General features: G+C 65.3%; 21 protein-coding genes and 1 pseudogene. 10 read left to right on the top strand and 12 right to left on the bottom strand.

The genetic code is table 11. The features are described 5' to 3' along the window. Positions 1-22: 22 nt before the first annotated feature. The 6 genes from VFW69_RS03720 (at position 23) to VFW69_RS03695 (ending at position 4,363) form a co-directional block, all read left to right on the top strand. On the top strand, positions 23-1,177 hold the full coding sequence (locus VFW69_RS03720) for a thiolase family protein (protein WP_526498295.1): 1,155 nt from the start codon (positions 23-25) through the stop codon (positions 1,175-1,177). Positions 1,178-1,305: 128 nt separating this feature from the next. After that, entirely contained in the window at positions 1,306-1,920 is a 615-nt protein-coding gene (locus VFW69_RS03715) for a TetR/AcrR family transcriptional regulator (protein ID WP_526498293.1), read from the top strand. After that, a complete protein-coding gene (locus VFW69_RS03710) occupies positions 1,917-2,423 on the top strand; it encodes a hypothetical protein (protein WP_526498291.1) in 507 nt (168 codons plus the stop codon). The genes VFW69_RS03715 and VFW69_RS03710 overlap by 4 nt, the downstream gene beginning before the upstream one ends. 166 nt (positions 2,424-2,589) lie before the next feature. After that, positions 2,590-3,864 (top strand): cytochrome P450, encoded by a 1,275-nt coding sequence (locus VFW69_RS03705; protein WP_526498289.1) that lies wholly within the window; start codon positions 2,590-2,592, stop codon positions 3,862-3,864. Then, complete coding sequence (locus tag VFW69_RS03700; RefSeq protein ID WP_526498287.1) at positions 3,861-4,049, top strand: ferredoxin; 189 nt, start codon at positions 3,861-3,863, stop codon at positions 4,047-4,049. The genes VFW69_RS03705 and VFW69_RS03700 overlap by 4 nt, the downstream gene beginning before the upstream one ends. Positions 4,050-4,078: 29 nt before the next feature. Then, on the top strand, positions 4,079-4,363 hold the full coding sequence (locus VFW69_RS03695) for a DUF1330 domain-containing protein (protein ID WP_526498285.1): 285 nt from the start codon (positions 4,079-4,081) through the stop codon (positions 4,361-4,363). A gap of 3 nt (positions 4,364-4,366) precedes the next feature. Here VFW69_RS03695 and VFW69_RS03690 read toward each other — a convergent pair whose 3' ends face one another. From VFW69_RS03690 to VFW69_RS03665, 6 genes are all read right to left on the bottom strand, one after another. Next, positions 4,367-4,567, bottom strand: coding sequence for a ferredoxin (locus VFW69_RS03690; protein WP_526498283.1), 201 nt, complete (start codon positions 4,565-4,567; stop codon positions 4,367-4,369). Positions 4,568-4,578: 11 nt separating this feature from the next. After that, complete coding sequence (locus tag VFW69_RS03685) at positions 4,579-5,784, bottom strand: cytochrome P450 (protein ID WP_526498281.1); 1,206 nt, start codon at positions 5,782-5,784, stop codon at positions 4,579-4,581. A 215-nt stretch (positions 5,785-5,999) separates the two neighbouring features. Then, positions 6,000-6,815 carry an NAD(P)-dependent oxidoreductase gene (locus VFW69_RS03680; protein WP_526498372.1) on the bottom strand — a complete coding sequence of 272 codons (816 nt, stop codon included), beginning with the start codon at positions 6,813-6,815 and terminating at the stop codon, positions 6,000-6,002. Next, the gene (locus VFW69_RS03675) at positions 6,815-7,657 is read right to left on the bottom strand and encodes an alpha/beta hydrolase (RefSeq protein WP_526498370.1); all 843 of its coding nucleotides are present in this window, start codon (positions 7,655-7,657) and stop codon (positions 6,815-6,817) included. The genes VFW69_RS03680 and VFW69_RS03675 overlap by 1 nt, the downstream gene beginning before the upstream one ends. A gap of 44 nt (positions 7,658-7,701) precedes the next feature. Beyond that, on the bottom strand, positions 7,702-9,408 hold the full coding sequence (locus VFW69_RS03670) for a thiolase C-terminal domain-containing protein (protein ID WP_526498279.1): 1,707 nt from the start codon (positions 9,406-9,408) through the stop codon (positions 7,702-7,704). Between the two features lie 93 nt (positions 9,409-9,501). Continuing rightward, positions 9,502-9,819: a hypothetical protein gene (locus tag VFW69_RS03665; RefSeq protein WP_526498277.1), complete on the bottom strand. Its 318-nt coding sequence runs from the start codon at positions 9,817-9,819 to the stop codon at positions 9,502-9,504. A 177-nt stretch (positions 9,820-9,996) separates the two neighbouring features. Here VFW69_RS03665 and VFW69_RS03660 point away from each other — a divergent pair, with 177 nt between their 5' ends. From VFW69_RS03660 to VFW69_RS03650, 3 genes are read left to right on the top strand one after another with little or no spacing between them, the layout of a single operon-like run. Further along, on the top strand, positions 9,997-10,920 hold the full coding sequence (locus VFW69_RS03660) for an NAD-dependent epimerase/dehydratase family protein (protein WP_526498275.1): 924 nt from the start codon (positions 9,997-9,999) through the stop codon (positions 10,918-10,920). Between the two features lie 11 nt (positions 10,921-10,931). Further along, positions 10,932-11,675, top strand: coding sequence for a hypothetical protein (locus tag VFW69_RS03655; protein WP_526498273.1), 744 nt, complete (start codon positions 10,932-10,934; stop codon positions 11,673-11,675). Positions 11,676-11,687: 12 nt separating this feature from the next. Then, complete coding sequence (locus VFW69_RS03650) at positions 11,688-12,644, top strand: LLM class F420-dependent oxidoreductase (RefSeq protein WP_526498271.1); 957 nt, start codon at positions 11,688-11,690, stop codon at positions 12,642-12,644. Between the two features lie 16 nt (positions 12,645-12,660). Here VFW69_RS03650 and VFW69_RS03645 read toward each other — a convergent pair whose 3' ends face one another. Genes VFW69_RS03645 through VFW69_RS03635 form a run of 3 tightly spaced genes read right to left on the bottom strand, consistent with a single transcriptional unit; the run spans position 12,661 to position 15,449 of the window. After that, positions 12,661-13,836 carry an acyl-CoA dehydrogenase family protein gene (locus VFW69_RS03645; protein WP_526498269.1) on the bottom strand — a complete coding sequence of 392 codons (1,176 nt, stop codon included), beginning with the start codon at positions 13,834-13,836 and terminating at the stop codon, positions 12,661-12,663. Between the two features lie 21 nt (positions 13,837-13,857). Then, positions 13,858-14,154 (bottom strand): ferredoxin, encoded by a 297-nt coding sequence (locus VFW69_RS03640; RefSeq protein WP_526498267.1) that lies wholly within the window; start codon positions 14,152-14,154, stop codon positions 13,858-13,860. Beyond that, complete coding sequence (locus VFW69_RS03635) at positions 14,151-15,449, bottom strand: NADH-ubiquinone oxidoreductase-F iron-sulfur binding region domain-containing protein (RefSeq protein ID WP_526498265.1); 1,299 nt, start codon at positions 15,447-15,449, stop codon at positions 14,151-14,153. Before VFW69_RS03635 ends, VFW69_RS03640 begins: the two co-directional genes overlap by 4 nt. Before the next feature lie 36 nt (positions 15,450-15,485). On the opposite strand from VFW69_RS03635, the gene VFW69_RS03630 reads away from it, so the two are divergent. Next, positions 15,486-15,959, top strand: coding sequence for a hypothetical protein (locus VFW69_RS03630; protein WP_526498263.1), 474 nt, complete (start codon positions 15,486-15,488; stop codon positions 15,957-15,959). Between the two features lie 5 nt (positions 15,960-15,964). On the opposite strand, the gene VFW69_RS03625 is transcribed toward VFW69_RS03630, so the two are convergent. The 3 genes and pseudogenes from VFW69_RS03625 to VFW69_RS03615 form a co-directional block, all read right to left on the bottom strand. After that, positions 15,965-16,831 carry an alpha/beta fold hydrolase gene (locus VFW69_RS03625; protein WP_526498261.1) on the bottom strand — a complete coding sequence of 289 codons (867 nt, stop codon included), beginning with the start codon at positions 16,829-16,831 and terminating at the stop codon, positions 15,965-15,967. Positions 16,832-16,846: 15 nt separating this feature from the next. After that, positions 16,847-17,245, bottom strand: coding sequence for a Rieske (2Fe-2S) protein (locus VFW69_RS03620; protein ID WP_064882584.1), 399 nt, complete (start codon positions 17,243-17,245; stop codon positions 16,847-16,849). Position 17,246: 1 nt separating this feature from the next. Continuing rightward, positions 17,247-17,465 (bottom strand): annotated as a pseudogene (locus VFW69_RS03615) (amidohydrolase family protein); the annotation flags it as partial.

Genomic DNA, 17,465 nt, shown 5'->3' with positions numbered 1-17,465 from the left:
GAGAAGCAATCGGAGTAGGGATATGCGCGAAACAGTCATCGTCGAGGCCGTGCGTACACCGGTGGGGAAGCGCAACGGCGCGCTGGCCGGCATGCACGCCGCCGACCTCTCCGCGGTGGTGCTGACCGAACTCGTCGAACGCACCGGCATCGGTCCGGACATCATTGACGACGTGGTCTGGGGCTGTGTGTCCCAGGTGGGCGACCAGTCCAGCAACATCGGTCGCTACGCGGTCCTGGCCGCTGGTTGGCCCGAGACGATTCCCGGGACCACCGTCAACCGCGCCTGCGGGTCCAGCCAGCAGGCGCTGGACTTCGCCGTGCAGGCGGTGATGTCAGGCCAGCAGGATGTCGTCGTGGCCGGTGGAGTCGAGGTCATGAGCCGCGTTCCGCTCGGTTCGGCCCGGGCAACCGGCATGCCCTATGGTCCGAAAGTCCTTGCCCGCTATGACGATTTCTCCTTCAACCAGGGCCTGTCGGCGGAGATGATCGCCAAGAAGTGGGGTTTCTCACGCACCCGGCTCGACGAATTCTCCGTTGCATCCCACGAGCGGGCCGCCGCGGCCCAGGACGGTGGCTCATTCACCGAGCAGATCGTGCCGGTGTTCGTCGACGGGGCCGACGACAACGTCCTCACCGCCGACGAGGGCGTGCGGCGCGGCAGCAGCGTCGAGAAGCTGGGTACGCTCAAACCGGCCTTCGCCGAAGACGGCGTGATCCACGCGGGTAACTCCTCGCAGATCTCCGACGGCGCCGCCGCGCTGCTCGTGACCACCGCCGAGATGGCCGTCGAGCTGGGCTTGACCCCGATCGTGCGGTACCTGGCGGGCGCGGTGACCGGAGCGGATCCGGTGCTAATGCTCACCGGCCCCATCCCGGCGACCGAAAAGGTGCTGAATAAGGCCGGCGTCGCGCTGTCCGACGTGGGCGTCTTCGAGGTCAATGAGGCCTTCGCGCCCGTGCCGCTGGCGTGGCTGGCGGAGACGGGCGCGGACCCGGCACGGATGAATCCGCTGGGCGGCGCCATCGCGCTGGGACATCCGTTGGGCGCATCCGGGGCGGTGCTAATGACACGCATGGCGCATCACATGCGCGACAACGGCATTCGTTACGGGCTGCAGACCATGTGCGAGGGCGGCGGCACCGCCAACGCCACGGTGGTGGAGCTGCTGAACTAACGGCGGCGGCCTGCCGCACATAAAACCGTGCCCCACGTGACCCTTGTCACAGCGGTCAAACTAACCTACTGTGTGTTTACTAGGTTGGTTTTCCCGGTGTCGAAACAACGTGGGTTGAGGGGGTTCTGGTGCCCGTCGCACGGCGATACGACACGCTGCTCGCCAAAGGGGAGGACCGCAAGCAGCGGATTCTCGACGTCGCGCAACGCCTGCTCACCCGCAACGGCTGGCGCAGCACGACACTCGCGCAGATCGCCGGCGAGGCGGGGGTCACCCCCGCGGGGCTGCTGCATCACTTCGAATCGAAGGAGCAGCTGTTGCACGCGGTGCTCGATGCCCGCGACCTCGATGACGACACCCACGCCGACCGGACCGGTGACCTGTTCGACCAGATCGCCGCGGTCGCGGACCGTTTTCACCGGGCCCCCGAACTGGTGGGCACTTTCACGGTGCTGCTGGTCGAGAACATCCTTCCCGACGCCCCGTTGCACGACCGCATGCTGGCCAGGCACCGAGCCGCAACCGACATCGTCGCCGATCTCATCCGTCGCGGTCAGGCGGACGGCCGGTATCGCGAAGACATCGACCCCGCCGTCAAGGCAGTAGAAATTCTCGCCTTCGTCCATGGAATGGAAACCACATGGTTACTCGATCCTTCGATTCCGCTAGCCGAGGCGTTCAAGCAGTACGCCGAGACACTGGCGCGGGACTTCGCGCCCCCGAAGAAGCTCGAGAGGATATGAGGTACCGGCTCGACGTCGTCGCCGCCACCGTCGCCGACGTGGTGAGGTTCGCCGGCGGCTGGATCTTCGACCGGTCGATGGCGGGTTGGGACGTCACCGTGCTGGTCGCCGACCACCCCGACGACCGGCCGCTGCAGATCATCGGCGCCCAGGTGCTCGACCTCGAAGACACGCTGGCGTCGGTGCAATCGCGTCCCCGCCCGCAGGCCCTGGCGGCCGCGGCGGACCTGTTCGGCTGCGACCCGCGGGTGCGCCAAGGCGTGCTGCAGGCCCTCGACCAAGGCGTCACCGAGGTCACGCTATGGGGGGAGAACTGGCCGTCCGAACTCGACGACAGCGTCGGCCTGGTGCAACACCAGCTGAGCATGGCCGCGCAGACGTTCAAGGCCCAAGCGCTGGCGGCGGCGGCTGCGCCGCATGCCTCGATCGGTCACGTCGAGACATTCCGGAGCGGGCTGCTGGCGTGGCCGTCGGTCGCCGCCGACCTGGTCCCCGCCAGCTGACCGCCGCGGCCGGTAGCCGCGCGCAACAGCGAGTGCGGTCCAGCCGATCGCCGTTCGTTGTGGCGCCCAGGCAGGGTCCCTCGTTGACGACCACCAGCCCATGTGAAAATGTAATACTCATCTGCGAGAGGCACGTTCTCACTAGCCGAGATTCAAGGAGCAGGAGATGGCGAAGGAATTCTCCGAGTTGGACTTCTTCCGCGGCAGCGAGCTCATCGCAGACCCGTACCCATATTACGAGGCGCTGCGCGAGCGCTGCCCCGTCACCCGGGAGAGCCATCACGACGTCACCATGATCACCGGGTGGGACGAGGCCTGCGCGGTGCTCAACGACGCCGAGACGTGGTCCTCGTGCATCTCGGTCACCGGCCCGTTTCCAGGCTTTCCCGTCCCGCTTGAGGGTGACGACATCACCGAATTGATCGAGCAGCACCGCGACGAGCTGCCCTTCAGTGACCAGCTGCCCACGCTCGACCCGCCGACCCACACCGACCATCGCTCCCTGCTGATGCGTTTGATCACCCCGAAGCGCCTCAAGGAGAACGAGGACGCCATGTGGGCGCTCGCCGACCAGGCGCTCGACGATTTCCTGGCGCCCGGACAGGGCGAATGGATCAAGGGCTTCGCCGGCCCGTTCACGCTGCTGGTCATCGCCGACCTGCTGGGCGTGCCCATGGAAGATCGCGACAAGTTCATCAAGGGCATCCGCGAGCACTCGGGTGGCGGCGTCGGTGGCACCGGCAAGGAATCGCTGGCGCACAGCCCGCTGGAATTCCTCTACGGCCTGTTCTCCGACTACGTCACCGACCGCCGGCGCGACCCCCGCGACGACGTGCTGACCGGCCTGGCTACCGCGACGTATCCCGACGGTTCGGTTCCGGAAGTCGAGGATGTGGCGCGCGTCGCCGCCAACGTCTTCTCTGCGGGTCAGGAGACCACCGTGCGGCTGCTGGGTGCGGCCCTGCAGACGCTGGGGGAGCGCCCCGACATCCAGGCGCAGCTGCGCAAGGACCGCAGTCTCATTCCGAACTTCATCGAAGAGTCGCTGCGCCACGAGAGCCCGGTCAAGGGCGACTTCCGGATGAACCGGGTGCCCGTCAACGTCGGTGGCGTCGACCTGCCCGCCGGCAGCACCGTGATGATCGTGCAGGCGGCCGCCAATCGGGATCCACGCCGGTTCGAAGAACCCGCCACCTTCGATCCGGCCCGCAAGAACGCGCGCCAGCACATCTCGTTCGGGCGCGGTATCCACAGCTGCCCGGGAGCGCCATTGGCGCGGGCCGAAACCCGGGTGGCGATTGAACGGTTGCTCGACCGCACGGCGGATATCAGGATCGACGAGAGCGTTCATGGGCCGGCGAATGACCGCCGCTATGACTATGTTCCGACGTACATCCTGCGCGGCCTGACCGAGCTACACCTGGAGTTCACGCTGGCATGAAGGTATGGGTAGACGACCAGCGGTGTCGCGGTCACGGCATGTGTCTCACGCTGTGTCCCGACGTGTTCAGCCTGACCGACGACGGCTACGCCGAGGCCATAGATTCCGAAGTACCAACGGAATTGGAGGCGGACGCTCGGGAGGCAATTCAATGCTGTCCCGAGCAGGCGATCAGTGAGAAGTAATCAACCGCACGGGCGAGTAGGAGATTCGAGTGGCTAAAGGGTATGTCATCCTGACCGAGGCAATTAAAGATCCGGAAGGGATGAAGGCTTACGGCAAAGCCGCGGGATCGGCGATGAGCGGTGCCACTATCCTCGCGGTGGACACCGCACCCAAGGTCATCGAGGGTGACTGGCACGGCGACCAAACCGTCGTACTGGAATTCGAGTCGGTCGATGCCGCTCGGGCGTGGTACGAGTCCGAGGACTATCAGAAAGCGGCGAAACTGCGCCAAGCCGCGGCGGACTGCAACGCGGTCATCCTCTCCGGATTCTGATCGCTATTCTCCGACGATGGAGATTGCCTGCCTAGGGCATTGACGGACAGCCTCGCGCACGTCCGACTCAATCTCCGGGGTGACTTCCTCCTGGTGGACGGTCAGCATGTCGTCGTCGCCCAGTTCGAATATGTCCGCATTGATGCCCATGCAGACACCGTTGCTTTCGCAGAGTCCCCAGTCGACTTCGATCTTCTTGGTCATCGCAAGGCCCCTTACCGAAGCACCTTCACGGGCACGTTCTTCCAGCCCGCGACATTCTGCATGTTCACCCGTGTGCACCCGGCCCAGTCCACTTCGTAGCGCGGCATGAAGTCGAGTAGGCGTTCCAGCGCGATCCTGCTCTCCATCCGGGCCAGCGCCGCGCCGAGGCAGCTGTGGATCCCGTACCCCAGTCCGAGGTGTTGCGCCTCGGTCTGGTCGCGCTCGATGTCGAAAGTGTCGGCGTCGGTGAAGGCGTCCGAGTCGCGGTTCGCCGCGGCGCCGCAGAGGAACACCGGCTTGAAGGGTGGAATCACGCCACCGGCGACGTGTGCCTCTTTGAGGGTGTAGCGGACGTTGTACTGCACGGGACCCGCGTAGCGCAGTAGCTCCTCAACGGCGCCCGGGATCTTGTCGCGATCGTCCTGCAGCTTCTGCCATTGCTCGGGATGACGGGCGAAGAGCACCGCCGCGTTGCCCAGCAGCTTCGTCACCGTCTCAGCGCCAGCACCTCCCAATAGCGTTGCGAAGCCGGTGATCTCGATGTCGTCCAGCTTGCGCGGCTGGCCGTCCTCGCCTGGAATCTCGGCCGCGATCAGCCTGCTGATCATGTCGTCCTGCGGGTCCGTGCGCCTCTCCTGGATGAGACCGAAGTAGTACATCGCCGTGTCGATGTTGGCCTGTATGCCGGCCTCACTGGCCTCGATCTGTCCAGGCTCGTGATGCAGGCTGGTGTCGATCCAGTGGCGTACCTGCTGGCGGTACTCCTCCGGCACCCCCGCCATCCGGGTGATGACCTCCACCGGGAACGGTCCGGAGAAGTCCTGCACGACGTCGAAGTTGACGGGATCCGCGGCGCCAAGATACTTCTCGATGACTTCGACGACCGTCTCGCGCTGCGACTGAATGGCCCGGGGGGTGAACGCCTTGTTGAGCAAGCTGCGCATGTGGCGGTGCTCCGGCGGATCCATGAAGATAATCGACTTCTGCTCGGGAGAGATGCCCCTGCGCACCATAGCCAGGTCGCAGCCGCGGGCCGACGAGTAAGTGTCGAAGTCCTTGAACGCTGCCGCAACGTCCTCGTGGCGGGTCAGCGCGTAGAAGTCCTCTTTATCGTCGTAGTACAGCGGGGCATCCTCACGCATCCGTCGGTAGATCTCGAACGGATCGTTGAAGTACTCCTCCGAGAACGGATCGAAGACGACCTTCGATTTTGTCACTGAATCCTCCTCAGCGGCGAGGGTGGGCTGCAACCTTTACAGCGGAGTCCGGGACTGTAACGCTAACGGTAATACCTTCGTGACGAACCGGAAAGACCGAAACGCTGCCATTTTCGCCCCCTCTTTCGAGGGCCGCCTCGGCCTCGACGGCCTTGATGACGTCATCCGGGGCACCAAAGTTCCTGGTCGGCGGTCCGCCCCGACGAATCCGACCCTCACCGCGGGTAACCCATCCGAGCCAATGCGGCGTCGGCGGCATCGAGCACCGCTCCACCGCTTGCGCCGGAGTGGTCGGCCAGGTCGACCACCAGCCGCACATCCTTCTGCAGCAGCCCTCCCGCAACACCGGCCAGCCGATCCAGACCGCCGATACCGCCCAGGGCATTCAGCGCAAAGCTGTTGCCACTGCTGCGGGAGACCACCTCGGTGAGACGGTCCGGTTCGACGCCCAGCTCCTTGGCCAGTGAAAGGGCGGTGGCCGCAGTGCCTAGATGGGCGGTGAACAACAAGTTGTTGAGCAGTTTCGTGGTCTGTCCGGAACCCAGCTCGCCGAGGTGAACGACCGGATCGGCATAGGTTTCGAAGACCGGACGGCAGCGCTCGACAACGTCGGTGTCGCCGCCGACCATCACCAGCAGACGGCCATCGGCTGCCGCGGCTCCCCCGCCGCTCACCGGCGCGTCGATGACGGAAACGCCTTGCGGGGCGGCCTTGTTCGCGAGCTCTCGGCAGGTGTTCGGGTGCACCGTGCTGTGCACGGCGATGGCGCTGCCGGGCCTCATCGCCGACAGCAATCCGTTTTCGCCGCAGGCGAGTTCGTCGATGTCGGCGTCGCCGACCACGCAGAGGCAGACCAGATCGCTGACGGCCGCTAGCTCGGCCGGAGACCCGGCGATTTTGGCCGGGGTGTCGGCGAACGCCTCGACGGCCTCCTGTCTACGCGCCCACAACGTGGTGGGGTACCCGCCCTCGGCGATCCGCCGCGCCATGGGGCCGCCCTGGCTGCCCAACCCGATGAATCCGACGTGCATCATCCGGCCTCCAGATCGGATTCCGTGTCCGTTGAAGCCTCAGCCACGCAATCCTGAACAAAATCAAGAACTTTCGAGTGGTAGTCAGGTGCGGCGTGGCCGAGGCTGATGTTGTGCCCGGCGTCCGGTTGTCGATGCACGACGAACTGCGGCGCGCCGGCGAACAAGGCGCCGATCTCGGTCACCGCCGCATCGTCTGTCTGCCACACCTTTTCGTGCTCGGCGATGCTGAAGTGCACCGGGACGCGCACGGCGGGCGCGAGCTCCGGGAAAGTCTTTCGCGCCCAGTCCGACACCATCTGGTCCTCGTAAGCCGGGGCCGACGGCGAAACCGTGGCGCCGCCGAGGACCTCGGGCGGATAGAGCTCCTCTGGGCTCCATAGCAATTCGCGCATGCCCGACGGGCGGCGCTCGCGGGTAGCCGTTTTCAGTATTTCCCGGGCCGCGGGGTGGTAGTGCCGGCCCGTGCCCGCGAGCTCGATGCCGAGCAGGTCGGTACCTCGCGCGTCGGCGGCCATCCGTATCGTCAGCTCGCAGCCGCCGGAATGGCCCCAGATGAATACGCCTGCGCCACGCGGTCGTTCGCCGAGTATGCGATCGACAGCACCGTAAGCCAGGTTGACGCGCTGCTCGCCGGAGACCATCGCTTCGGGATACGGCGCCGAGCTGCCGTAGCCGGGCCGATCGAGGGCCACCACGGTGAATCCGGCGGCCGCGCCGGTCCGGGCGAGAGAATACGACGGATGGCCCGGGCAGTCGAAATACATTGCGGTGGTCCCGCCCCCGTGGATCGCCACGATCACGGCCTTGGGATCGTCGACCTCAGCGACCGACGCCGACATAGGTACCCCGTCGACGATGACGAGCCGGGGGCGGGGAGCCGTACTCACGTGTCGGCCCGTAGCAGGATCACGCCGCTGGGAGTCAGTCCGCCGCTGCTGACCACACCGACGCGGGCTTCGGCGACTTGGCGGTCACCTGCCTCGCCGCGCAGCTGTGTGACGGCCTCATGCAACAGGCCCATGCCGTGGGTGCGGCCATGCGAAAGCTGACCGCCGTGCGTGTTGAGCGGCAGCTGCCCGTCGCGCGCAATGTTCTTGCCGCCGTCCAGGAATTCCTTGGCCTCACCGATCCCGCAGAAGCCCAGCGCCTCGATCCAAGAAAGGCAATTCATGGTGAACCCGTCGTACAGCTCGGCCACGTCGACGTCCGCCGGCCGCAGCGAGGTGCGCGTCCACACATGCGCCGCCTGGCCCAGCACCTGCGGCTCGTGCGTGAGAGTGCTTTGATCCCAGTCGATTCGCTCGATGATCTGCGTTCCTACGGCTTCCACCAGCACGGGCGGCTTGGCCAGATCGCGGGCGGCTTCGACGGCCGAGACGATGACGGCGATGGCGCCATCGCAGGGCACGTCACAGTCGTAGAGGCCGAACGGGGTGGTGATGGGCCGCGCGCTGAGGTAGTCGTCCATCGTCATCGGCGACCGGTAGATGGCGGTGGGGTTGAGTTCGGCGTTGGCGCGCTGGTTCAACGCGATCCAGCCCAGCGTTTCCTTCGTGGTGCCGTATCGGTGAAAGTGCCGCTGCGCGTTCATGGCCAGGGTGTGCGCCGCAGACGTGGCGCCAAATGGCATCTGCCAGCCCGACATCCGGCCCATCGACGGAGTGGTCTTGCCCTGCTTCATCAGCTCGGCGTTGGTGGCTTCCCACAGCGTGCGGAAGCACAGCACGTGACGCGCCAAACCGCATGCGACCGCAAGCATCGCGGCGATCACCGAGCCGCCCGGGCCGAACGTCTCCATGGCGCCGTTGTGCCATGTCGGCCGAATACCGAGCGCGCCCTCGAGGGCGGTGGTGCCGCCCTCCCCAAATCCGCCGACATTGATCGCGCCGGGATAGGTGGACAGGCCGTCGATGTCGGCGTACGTGAGGCCGGCGTCGGCGATGGCCGCTTCGCATGCCTGCACCGTCAGCGCAAGTGGCAGCTGCATCAACCGGCGTCCGATCGGCGACATGCCGATGCCGGTCAGCGCGACCTTGTCCTCGAACTTCTCCGGGGTGAGCATGGGCCGGACGTATTCGCCGAAGCGGTCCGGCGCGACCTCGTCGACCGGCAGCTGACCGGGCTCGGTGTCGGCCCCTTCCTCCTGCAAGGGCCGAAACAGCGGAAACCACACGTCCTCGACCTGCTCGAAGACGACCTCGACCTGCTGTCCGAGTTCGAGCTGATCGGGATCGCACTCGACGATGTTGGTGGTCAGTCGCACCCGGGGGTCCTCGGCGATAGCCACTTGGGCGATCACGTAGGGCGCCGCCAGGCCGGGCAGACTGAACCGCTCGTTGATGGTGAAGCCGGCGAGGGTCGCCCTGCCGGAGACCGCGCGCACCCCCACATCGAATGAGCGGCAGTAGCGGCATACCGGCGCCGGCGGATGGATCAGCGATTCACAGGCTTTGCATTCCTGCAACCTCAGCTTTCCGTCGGCGCCCGAGGTCCAGAAGAATTCGTTGTCCTGCGTGATCAGGGGCAGAGGGCGGCCCGGGGCTGCTGACACGTCACCTCCGCGAGTAGGCTGCTGGCCCGGGAGGGCCATTATGCAAATTGGAGAATTACGTTATCAGACAGGCGCGATCTAGATGGCATTGGCAGTGCTCGTGCTGCATGTCAGATGAGGTCGGGCGCCCCTTTAGTACGGCACCCAGACGCCGTTGAAATAGGCACCCCATTGGTGAAAGCCGACACTCCACATCGGTGCGTTCGGTGACCACCATGGCCGTGGCGGTGGGGGCGGCACGTCCTGCCCGGCAAACGACGGCGCATATGCAGGCGGTTGCGTGTACCAATCCGGCAACGCCGGCGGCGGTTTGCACTCGAACGTCGTCACATTGAACGACATGTTGGGATCGCAGTCCGCGGAGCTGATTCCCGGGGTCGCGATCACCGCGACCGCCATCGCCACGAAGGTGACCGCATTGACAGCGGTCAGACGAAAAAACCACCTCATGGTGGGCCTCCCCTTGGCGCCATCCCCGCGTTGGCTGGTCTCAGCATATGCCGTCGATACCGCCACGACCAGATTCGAGCGACACAGCACCGAGGCCGGCTTGTCGTGGCATTTCCATTCGGCCGGGAGTTATGCTCGCAACCGCGGTATCAAGTACTTAACATTCGGAGGGGCTGGTTGCTCGACGCACACAAGATCCTGATCACTGGGGCGACCGGCAAGATCGCGTTCCCCATCGCGCGTGCCCTGGCGGCAGCGGGAAACGAGGTATGGGGTGCCGCTCGCCTGAAAGATCCCGCGGCCCGGCAAAAACTCGCGGACGCCGGGATCAAACCCGTGGCGCTGGACGTCGGTGTCGGCGACTTCTCCGCTATCCCGGACGATTTCACCTATGTTTTCCATGCGGCCGTTGACCCTGGGGCCGACGACTGGAACCGTTGCGTGGAAACAAATGCACAGGCGTCCGGCGAATTGCTCTACCACTGCCGCGCCGCAAAGGGTTTCGTCTTCTGCTCTACCGGCTCGATCTACGCCTACCAGGGCCACCGACCGCTGACGGAGGCTGATCCGCCGGGGGCGCCGCTGCGTGCGAACTACAGCTTCTCCAAGGTTGCCGCCGAAGCGGTGTGCACCTGGATCTCCAACCACTACCAGGTTCCGCTCACCATCATTCGGATTTGTTCGACGTACGGACCCCAGGGCGGTGCGCCCGCCGATCGTCTCGATGCGATATTGGCGAACAAGCCCATTCGGCTGCATCCGGACAAGCCGAACAACTACAACCCAATCTACGAAGACGACTACGTGGAACTCGGCATCCGTGCGATGGAGGTCGCCGCGATCCCGCCCGTCGTGGTGAACTGGGCCGGTAGCGAGACCGTAAGCGTCGAGGAGTACTGCGCGTTCATGGGTGAGTTGGTCGGTGTCGAGCCGATCTTCGAGTACACACACCAGGCGCACACCCCGCTATGGCCCGACGTCACCCACATGCACGAGGTCCTGGGCCGCACGAAGGTGTCCTGGCGTGACGGCTTCCGCCGCATGGTCGCGGCTCGCCACCCCGAAATCCAGCTGCCCCAGCATGATTCGACGAAATCCTGAGGACCTAAACTATGCACCTTCCCGGCACGCCATCGGACGAGGTCGGTGCCATTCTTGCCGCCGGCGGAGGCGAGATCAGCACGCTGTTCGTCTCGATGGCGACGCGGCACCCCGACGGAAAAGACGCCGAGTACCTGCGTTGGCACACCCTTGATCACCGCCCGGAGCAACATCGGTTATCCGCGGTACGCGCCTCGCTGCGCCTGGTGTCCACTCCGGCCTGTCGCTCAGCACGCGCGCTCAGTGAGGGGCCGTTGGATGTGGTCGACCACGTGATGACCTACTTCTTCACCGGCACGGCCGGTCTACAGGATTTCAACGAGTTATCAACGGCACTGGGGAATGCCGGCCGCAAACTCCCGCTGCTGCCACCGGTGGAGCGCGGCGTGTATGAGGTGCGACGCAAAGCGGCCGCACCGCGCGTCAGGGTCGGGTCTGACGTTCTGCCCTGGCTGCCCGTGCGGGGCGCGTTCGTATTGGTCGAGCGCGGATCGGCATCGCCGAACCCGCTGGTGGACGTCGACGGTGTCGCAGGTGTCTGGTCCGGATTATCACTTCGGGTAGACGCCAGCTTGGCCAGTGCTCAAGAGAACCAGACGATCACATACTGCTTCCTCGATGACGATCCGATCGCCACCGCGCAACGGCTGCGCCCAGTGCTCCAGGCGCGCTGGGCCGGGTCGGACGTCGAACCTCTGTTTGCCGCACCATTTTTCGCGGTCGTTCCGTACGACTGGGATCGTCATGTGCCATAGGGAAGGGGTCGCGTGCGCATCGGCTTGATGGTTGGTTCCGACAAGGAGCGCTCGCGCGCCGATCGGCTTGCCGGGCTGATAGCCGATGGCGTCGCGGCCGAAAGCGATGGTTTCACGTCGTTTTGGATGCCTCAGGTCCCCGGATATCTCGACGCGTTGACGGCCGTAGCGCTGATCGGGCAGGCCACCGATCGTATCGAGATCGGAACGGCCGTCGTTCCGATTCAGACGCGCCATCCGATGATCATGGCGCAACAAGCGCTGACCACCCAGGTTGTGTGCGGCGGGCGGTTCACGCTCGGCCTCGGGCCCTCGCATCATTGGATCGTCAGCTCTCAACTGGGATTGCCCTATGATCGGCCGGCACGTTTGATGGGTGACTACCTCGACGTGCTCGGCGCGGCCTTCGCCGGGCCGGGGAGCGTCGATGTCGACAATGAAAACTATTGCGTCCATTCGCCGGTCGATGTCACGGATGCGTTCGAGGTTCCGGTGTTGTTGGCAGCGCTCGGCCCGACAATGCTGCAACTCGCCGGCGAGCGGTCCGGCGGCACCATTCTCTGGATGGCGGACGAGCGGGCAATCGGCGACCACGTCGTTCCGCGCATCACTGCGGCGGCTGACCGGGCCGGGAGGCCCGCGCCACGGATCGTCGCGGGGGTTCCCGTCGCACTCTGCTCGAATAGCGAGACCGACGATGCTCGCGGCTACGCCAGTGAGGTGCTCGGGCACGCGGATTTCTCGCCGAACTATGTGCGGCTGCTGCAGCAGGGTGACGCCCAAGATGTCGGCGACACCATGGCGGCCGGTGACGAGGCGGCCGTCCTGGATCGGCTGAACCGGTATCGCGACGCGGGCGTCACCGACCTCGCGGTGCGAATCGTGCCGCTGGGCAAGGACATCAGCGAGCGGAGTAAATCGCGACGTCGAACGCAGGAGTTCCTGTCGTCCCTGTGTCCAAGTTTGTGAGCGCCCGCGTAAAGGATCAGCGGGGTGGCAGGCCGAGGACGCGCTGGGCGATGATATTGCGCTGGATCTCCGATGTGCCGCCCGCGATTGTGCCTGCGTAGCTGCTGATGTAGCGCGCGAACCAGCCGGCGGTGAAAAGATCGGGGGCGTAAGGGTTGTACGGGGCCGTGAGCACTCTGTCGCGTAAACCCTCGACCCCCGCCGCGTCCAGTGCGTGCCGCAGCGCGCTCTGCTCGGCCTCCGAACCAAAGACCTTCAGCACGGACAACGCCGCAACGTCTACCTCACCCCGGGCCGCGCGCCCCAGCGCAGCCGAACCGAGCAGCCGCAGCGCGTAGTAGTCCATCACAATGGTCGCGTAGTGGTCCGCGTTCACCGCATCCGCCGGTCGGTAGTCCTCGAGCAGTTGCTCGAGCCGGTTTGCGAAGGCCATCCACATCAGGGTGCGCTCGTGGCCGAGTGAGCCGTTGGCCACCTGCCACCCGCCGTTGAGCGGGCCGACCAGATTCTCCGCGGGCACCCGGACATCGTTGAAGAACACCTCGTTGAAGTCCAGCTCCTCGGAGTCATAGACCGACGGGAAGGGGCGACGCACCACCCCCGGAGTGTCGGTCGGGATGATCAGCGCGCTGATTCCCTTGTGCCTGGGGGCGTTTGGGTCCGTGCGAACAAAGGTCAGAATGATATCGGCGTCATGCGCGCCGGAGGTCCACACCTTCTGCCCGTTGACCACGAACTCATCGCCGATCAACTCCGCCTTGGTCCGCAACCCAGCGAGGTCGGAGCCGGCTCCGGGTTCGCTCATTCCCAGTGACGCGGTCCTTTCGGCGCGCAGGATCGGGACGGCCCAACGCTGCTTTTGCTCCTCGGTGCCGAAGGACAACAGCGACGCCGCGATGATGCCGACGCCTTGCGGATTGAAGCAGTGATAGATCCGGCGGCGCGACAGCTCCTCGCGATGTACGAACTGCTGCAAGATGTTTGCGTTGCGGCCGCCGAATTCCGGCGGGTTGCCCGGCAACAGCCACCCGTGGTCGAACTGGAGCCGCTGCCAGCGGCGCGACCATTCGGGCACGTGCGAGGTCGACGACGGCCGCTCCGCGGCTTGGGCCTGCGTCGGGAGGTGTTCGTTCAGGAAGCTCACGAACTCCGCGCGAAACGCTTCCACGTCGGCGTCAAAGGCGAGTTGCACGGAACTACTTATCCGGACGGCTCAGCGCGTGAATCCCCACTCCGCCTCGTTCTCTTCGGTTTTGAGGTGTTCGGCCGGATCCTCGGTGTCGGCGAGCGGGTGCTGAGCAGCGCGGTTGGTGCGCTGACCGATTTCGGCAATGGCGTGTACGGGGCAGTCGAGCAGCGCCCGCATGACCGCGTCGCGATCCGACTCCGCCACCGTGCCGTCCCCGATGAGGGATGCGTACCCCCAGTCATCTAGCGAGAAGTATCCCGGCGCGTGCTTGGCGCAGATTCCGAAGCCGTCGCAAATGGTGCGGTCCAGACGGATTTTCATGCTTGCCTCACAGGTTCCGCCTCGTAGGGACGGTCCGCGCGGAACGCGCCGCGCGCACAGTCCGGACACGTGCCGTCTAGATGCACACTTACTTCGTCCGGGAACTGATCGAGCAGGCTGGCGGCAACGTTGGTGGCGGCATCCAGCGTTGCGCACGCGCCGCGTCCACGCAGCAGCACCGACCAACGGCGCAACCGTTGGACATCTTCTGTCGTCGCAGCGCCGTCGCGCAGCGCCCCGGCGGCCGCGGCCATCGCCGCCGTCCCGTTGAAGCACGATCCGCACTGCCCGGCGTTTTCGCGGTCGAAGTACGCGAGCACCGATGCCGCTACCGCCACGGGACAGTCGTCGGTGATGAGCGAGATCGCGCCGCAGCCCAGGCCGCTGCCGACACGTCGCATCGTCTCGTGGTCCAGGGTCGTCTCCAGCACGGAGCGGTTGAGCAGACCGGCGAAGTAGCCGCCCATCAACGCTCCGCGCACCTGGTCGGCCGAAACGCCATGTAAAGCAAGCAGTTCGGTGAACGCCAAGCCGTGGGGGAGTTCGTAGAGGACAGGTGGCTTACCGGCCCCGGTGATGGTGGCCAGGAAGGTTCCTGGCGACGGCGTCGTGCCTTGCGACCGATAATCGGCCGAGCCATGGCTTTGCAGGTAGGGCAAGTTCGCCAGAGTCTCGACATTGCTCACCAACGTCGGCCGGTCATCGACTCCCGCCTCGAAGGGCCGCGGCGGTTTGTCTGTCGGTTTGGCCGGGCCGCCGTTGATGGCACGAACCGCCGCCGTCTCTTCGCCGGCCACGTATCCCGGCTGCACGGTGAGCATGTCGATCGTGACGCCGAGCGCGTCGGGATCCAGCTCGCCGAGCGCGGCTTCGACGCTGTGCGCCGATTCCCGGTCGGACACGTAGATGTAGGCGCGGTCAGCGGCCACGATCGCCGCGGCGAGCCGCAGTCCGTCCAGGACTAGGTGAGGGCGGCTACGTAGCAGCCAGCGGTCCTTGACCGAAGCCGGTTCTCCCTCTTCGCCATTCGCGACAACAACGGGAATACCTAGCAAGGGTCCGTTGTCGCGCACCGTTCGTAACTTCACCGCCAACGGAAATGCCGCACCGCCGCGGCCGGCCAGGCCACTGGATTCGACTTCGCTCAGAAATTCATCGGTATTGCCGAGCGGGTGGTAGCCGCCGAGCTTTCGATAGGCCGCCAGATCTTCCCGACCGGGCTGCTCACTCAGCAGGCGCGGCTTGCACCCGGGCGCGCTGGCCGTGGTGACGTTGGTGGATTCAGTGGTGTTCACGGCTGGCCTGCCATCGTCTTAGTTAGGCTTGCGCACATGCGAACTGCGGTGGTGCGTGTCAACGTCGACCCGGACAGCGTGCTGACGCCTGCGCAACTACGTGACGGCATGGCAACTCTCCTCGAGGTTGCGGGCGAGGCCGGCGTCGGCGTAGTCGAAAACGACCTCGCATCCCTGCCGGCGAGTCGCCGCGAGGTTGCACTGCTCATTGCGGCCGAAGATGGCGACACGGCCAGAACCACCGCGATCGAGTTGTGCACCAAAGTGTTCAGCGTCGGCCCCGTCCCGGGTGTGATCACCTTTGTCAGCCGGGGGACTGACGACGACGCGCACGGTGTGCTGTCCGCGTTCGGGCTGACCGGTGACATCGAACGCACGCACGGTGATAACGGATTCGACATCGTCCACGTGACGCTGCGTGAGAAGGACCTCGAACGGATTCCGGAAAGCCGAGTGCACACGGCGCTGGAGGCGTCGCTCAACTGTGAGGTCCACATTCGCACCGTGTAGCGCAATCACGAGCCCAGGAATTCGAGAATCGCGGGTGCCGCCTGCACCCAGGTGTCGAACATGTTGAAGTGCTGCACCCGGCCGGCGGCGCGGTCTTCGGACGCACGCTCCCAAGCGTCCTCGGGCCAGGGCGGATCGATGAGCTTTGATCCCTTGATCAGGCAGCTGACTTCCAGCGACGTCCGCTTGGGGTGATCCATGTCGTTCTCGCCGCCGCGAATGATCAACGTGGGAACCTTGATCCGGTCGAACATCTCGTCCTCGACGCCCGGAATCGTCTGTCCCGGCTTGGAGACAAAGGCGTTGAGCCAGCGCAGCATCAACTTGAGGAATTCATCGGAGTCGAAGTCGAGGAACCGCTGCTTGTTGTCCGGATTCTCCTCGATGCGCTCACGCCATTCGGCTACTTTCACCACGCCGTCCATGCCGGTGCCGCGCACCGCGAGGATGCTGGGAATGATGTAGAAGGAGCCCAGCACGAAGGTGCCGTAGGTGCCGCCGACGATGTTCCACACCACGAGCTTGGTGACCATCTCGGGGTAGAGCATCGTGGTCAGCATGGAATCCCTTGCGCCGCCGGACCCTCCGGCCAGAATGCAGCGTTCGAAGCCCAGGCCGGTCACCAGCTTGTGCAGCGTCTCGGCGCGCATATGCGACTCGCTCTGTCCGTAGAACTGCACATCGGAGGCGCCGCAGTTGGGCCGGTCCCACAGCAGCACCCGATAACCACCCGCGGCCAGGGCGTCGGCCAGCGGACGCAGACCGGGGATCTCCTTGCTGAACCGGCCGCCCGGCGTCAAAGCAATGAGATCGCCAGAGTCACCGAGGATTTCGTAGACGACATTTCCCCCGTTGATCTCAATAGAAGGCACGCGATTCTCCTGTAGCTAGGCCTGAACCAAAACGTCGTTGCCGACGACGCGCACCGGATAGGTACGGATACTCCATTCGGGCTTGACCGCGGTGGTACCGGTCGCCAGCTCGAAACCCCATTGGTGCCAGGGACAGTAGATGTATTCCAGGTCGCGCACCATGACGGAGTCGCCCGGCGCGGTCTCGTCGACGATCGTGCGCCCCCGGGCTCGCCCCGAACACAGCGGACCGCCTTGGTGGGGGCAGTAGTTCGCGATGGCGTAGAAGGTGCCGTTGACGTTATAGACGCCGACGCCGTGCCGTCCGATCGGTACCAGCTTGTGTGTGCCGGGCGGGATTTCGTCTACGGTTGCGACGACGTGCTCGCGGCCCTGGGCGAGGCGTGGCTCGGGCCGTTTGGTTTCTTCCGTCAACTCAGAGCACCCGGGTCTGACCCTCGAGGACCGGAACGGTCTCGGGCAGGTGATAGGTCGCGATGCCGTTTTTGTACATCACTGCATCGCGCGCGTGCTTCGGCAGGTGCTTGACCAGCCAGCGCGGGTCGTCGAATGTCCAGTGCGGGTAGTCCGAGGAGTACAGCAGGATCTTCTCGCACTCCATCCATTCCAGCGCGCGGGTCAGTTCGGTCTTGTC

It is taken from the genome of Mycobacterium sp. (genome assembly GCF_036273375.1).
In the GTDB taxonomy this organism is placed as follows: domain Bacteria; phylum Actinomycetota; class Actinomycetes; order Mycobacteriales; family Mycobacteriaceae; genus Mycobacterium.
This window is presented reverse-complemented; position numbering and strand designations above follow the sequence as displayed.